Origin of the sequence: Mesorhizobium sp. M5C.F.Ca.IN.020.29.1.1, from assembly GCF_003997375.1 — a bacterium.
Lineage (GTDB): Bacteria > Pseudomonadota > Alphaproteobacteria > Rhizobiales > Rhizobiaceae > Mesorhizobium > Mesorhizobium wenxiniae.
Genome location: NZ_RZSW01000576.1, coordinates 1 through 3,827, shown reverse-complemented (window position 1 = coordinate 3,827; position 3,827 = coordinate 1). Strand labels below are relative to the sequence as shown.

Below are 3,827 nucleotides of genomic sequence, written 5' to 3'. Positions count from 1 at the left end.
CCTACAAACATCCGGACGACTATTCCTCGGCGACCTACCGTCTCGATCCGCGGGCCAAGTGGCACGACGGCAAGCCGATCACCACCGACGACGTGATCTGGTCGTTTCAGGTGCTGAAGGCCAACAGCCCGATGTACAGCCGCTATTTCGAGAACGTAACCGATGCCGTCGCGATCTCGGACCGCGAGGTCGAGTTCCATTTCGACCAGAAGGGCAATCGGGAGCTGCCGAAGATCCTCGGCGATCTGGTGGTGCTGCCGAAGCACTGGTGGGAAGGCACCGACGCCAACGGCAAGAAGCGCGATATCACCAGGCCGACGCAGGAGCCGCCGCTCGGCTCGGCCGCCTACAAGATCGCCACCTTCAAGCCTGGCACTGAGATCGTCTGGCAGCGCGTGCCGGACTACTGGGGTGGCAAGCTGCCGGTGAAGATCGGGCGAGAGAATTTCGACAGGCAGCGTTTCAGCTACTTTCTCGACGACAATGCCTCTTGGCAGGCCTTCACCAAGGGCGGCTTTGAGGATTTTCGCGTTGAGTCACGGGCCCAGAGATGGGCAGTCGAGTACACCTTTCCCGCCATCAAAGCGGGGTACGTCATAAAAGCGGAATATCCCACAACCTCGCCGGAACCCATGCAGGCCTACGTGATGAACACGCGCCGGCCGCTCTTTCAGGACGTGCGCGTGCGCCAGGCTCTGACCTACGCCTATGATTTCGAGAGCATGAACCGCACCATCTTCTTCGGCGCCTATACGCGCACGGACAGTTATTTCGAAGGTGGCGATTTAGCCTCAAGCGGTCTGCCGCAGGGCAAGGAGCTGGAAATCCTGCAGCAATATCGCGACAAGCTGCCGCCCGAATTGTTCACCCAGGAGTTTAAGCTGCCGGTCTACACCACGCCGCAGTCGGGGCGTGAAAATCTTCGGAAGGCCTATGACCTCTTCAAGCAAGCGGGTTGGGTCAATCGCGGCGGCAAGCTCGTCAACGAAAAGACCGGCGAACCGTTCAGGATCGAATTTCTCGGCAACGACCCCGTAGACGAACGCGTCGCCGGGCCCTTGATTGACAATCTCAGACGTCTCGGCATCGATGCCACGCTGCGCATAGTTGACGACAGCCAGTACACGAACCGGACCCGCGCCTTCGATTTCGATATGCTGGCGGTTGCCGGCTTCCAGCAATCCAATTCGCCGGGTAACGAACAGCGGGATTTCTTCAGCTCCACTGCAGCCGATACATCCGGGTCACGCAATTTGGCAGGGATCAAGAACCCGATCGTCGACGCCCTCATCGACCGAGTGATCTTTGCCACCGATCGGGACGATCTCATAGCGGCCACCCGCGCACTAGACCGGGTGCTGCTCTGGAACTACTACATGATCCCACAGTGGCACTTGGGAAAAATTCGTATCGCCTACTGGAACAAATTCGGCATCCCGGAGAAGCAACCGGCTTATAGCGGCGTCGACCAGAATTCCTGGTGGATCGATCCGGACAAGGAAAAGGCGCTGGCGGCAAAATACAAGAGTGGCAATTGATGGCGGCGCTCCCCTGCCGCAACTCTCTGGCCCGCCGCGACTTTCTGGCCCTCGGAGCCGCGGCCACGGCGGCAGCTTTGCTGCCCGGCCGGGCATTCGCCGCCATCCCGACCGGCGTAAAGCTGCATGGCCTGTCAGCCTTCGGCGACCTCAAATATCCTCCCGATTTCACGCATTTCGACTATGTCAATCCGGACGCGCCCAAGGGCGGCCAGATGAATTTCGCACCGCCGAACTCCACCTTCAATCAGAGCTTCCTGACGTTCAACACGCTGAATTCCCTGGTGTTGAGGGGGGAATCGCCGCCGCGCACCGAACTCTGTTTCGATTCGCTGATGGCAAGCGCACTCGATGAGCCGGATGCGGTCTATGGCCGGCTTGCCGAGTCCGTCACCTTATCGCCGGACCGCAATGGCTTCCGCTTCAACCTGCGACCGCAAGCGCGCTTCCACGACGGCTCGCCACTGACGGCGGAGGACGTCGCCTTCGCATTGAAGGTTTACAAGGACAAGGGCCACCCGAACCTCTCCCAGGTGTTGCGGCATATGACGGAAGCGGTCGCGGTCGATCCGGTTACCGTCGACCTCACCTTCAACGGCAAACAGTCGGCGCAAAATATCCTCGCGATCGTGGCAATGCCGATCGTGTCCAAGGCCTTCTATACGGTCAACGAATTCGATGCCTCGACGATGAAACCGCCGCTCAGTTCCGGCCCATACAAAATAGGGCGCGTGGCCGCCGGGCAGACTGTCGAATATGAACGCGTCGCCGACTATTGGGGCAGGGATCTGGCCGTGAACCGCGGCCTCTATAATTTCGACCGCATCCGTATCGATTTTTACATCAATCGCCAGGCAGCGTTTGAAGCCTTGAAAAAGGGGGACACGCATTTTCGCGAGGAATTTACCTCGCGGGTATGGGCGACCGGTTACGACTTCCCGGCGCTGAAGGACGGCAGGGTCGTCAAACGCGAATTTCCCGGCGAGAAAACGCCATCCATGCAGGCTGTCGCGCTGAACCAGCGCCGTGCGCAATTCCGCGATGTGCGCGTCAGACGAGCGATTGCCAATTGCTTCGATTTCGAATGGACCAGGCGGGTTTTGTTCTACGGCGCCTACGAGCGCTCGCAATCGAACTTCGAACGGTCGGATTACAAGGCCGAGGGCCTGCCCTCGGCCGAGGAATTGGCCCTGTTGGAGCCGTTTCGAGCCGAGCTGCCGCCGGAAACCTTTGGCGAAGCGGTGATGCAGCCTGTCTCCGACGGTTCGGGCCACGACCGTAAGCTGCTGCGCGCGGCCTCGAGACTGCTTGCCGAAGCCGGCTGGAAGCGGGCGGGCAATTTCGTCGTCAATGAAAAGGGCGAGCGGCTGCGGGTGGAAATGTTGGCCGAGGACGATGGCATCGTTCGGCTTTTCTCGCCGTGGGCCGAGAACATGAAAACGATCGGCATCGACGCTTCGATCCGGCAGGTCGATTCGACGCAGTATGAACAGCGGCAGAGCAATTTCGACTTCGATTTCACCCTGCTCGCGTGGTTGATCGGGGCGACGCCGACTGCCGACGGCCTGGAGATACTCTATGATTCCCGGATGGCGAAAACGCCGGGAATGCGCAACTATCCCGGTACGGAAAGCAAGGCCATCGATGCGCTGATCGAGGCAGCCGGCAAGGCGCAAAGCCGGATCGAACTGGTCACGGCGCTCAAAGCACTCGATCGGGTCTTGCGCGCGCGGCTAGACTGGATTCCAACATATTATCTCGCGAATCACCGAGTAGCCTATTGGGACATGTTCGGCTTTCCCAAGCAGAAGCCTGATTTCGGCTTTCCGGTCGAGGCGCTGTGGTGGTTCGACAAGGACAAGGCGGCAAAGATTGGCAAAGCCTAAATTTCTTGGGGGCGTTGGCGCCGCCCCTCACCTGCCTGCCGGCATCCTCTCCCCGTATAGCGACGGGGAGAGGGGCGCTTCCATCGAGGGTTTCGCCAATCACAAGCGGGGCAATAAAAGCGCCGAGATTGCGGCCAGCCCCTTTCTCCCCGTCACTATACGGGGAGAAATGTCCGGCCGGACAATGGGGGGCGGCGCCAGTGTCGAAAATTGGTTCGAGGCGATTGCCTTGGCGGCATCTCCAGAGACAATGGTCTCCCTCAAGGAAGACAACATCTGATGGGCGCCTATATCCTGCGCCGCATCCTCCTGATGATCCCGACCCTGTTCGGCATCATGGCGGTGTCCTTCGCCGTCATCCAGTTCGCGCCGGGCGGGCCGGTCGAGCAGGTCATCGCCAGGC

The 3,827-nt window shown here is 60.1% G+C and carries 3 protein-coding genes and 1 pseudogene; all 4 read left to right on the top strand.

Features of this window, described 5'->3' with window-relative positions; all coding sequences use genetic code 11:
- Positions 1-1,538: extracellular solute-binding protein (locus tag EOA85_RS29950; RefSeq protein WP_164759972.1), on the top strand; the 1,538-nt coding region annotated here is incomplete at its 5' end.
- Positions 1,538-3,424 carry an extracellular solute-binding protein gene (locus tag EOA85_RS29945; RefSeq protein ID WP_127212153.1) on the top strand — a complete coding sequence of 629 codons (1,887 nt, stop codon included), beginning with the start codon at positions 1,538-1,540 and terminating at the stop codon, positions 3,422-3,424. The genes EOA85_RS29950 and EOA85_RS29945, both read left to right, overlap by 1 nt.
- Positions 3,411-3,704: a hypothetical protein gene (locus EOA85_RS29940; RefSeq protein WP_127212152.1), complete on the top strand. Its 294-nt coding sequence runs from the start codon at positions 3,411-3,413 to the stop codon at positions 3,702-3,704. The genes EOA85_RS29945 and EOA85_RS29940 overlap by 14 nt, the downstream gene beginning before the upstream one ends.
- Positions 3,704-3,827, top strand: a pseudogene (locus EOA85_RS29935) (microcin ABC transporter permease); the annotation flags it as partial. The gene EOA85_RS29940 and the pseudogene EOA85_RS29935, both read left to right, overlap by 1 nt.

Coding starts and splice junctions, on each gene's coding strand:
- EOA85_RS29945 (WP_127212153.1), top strand. CDS start 1,538: ATGGCGGCGCTCCCCTGCCGCAACTCTCTGGCCCGCCGCGACTTTCTG.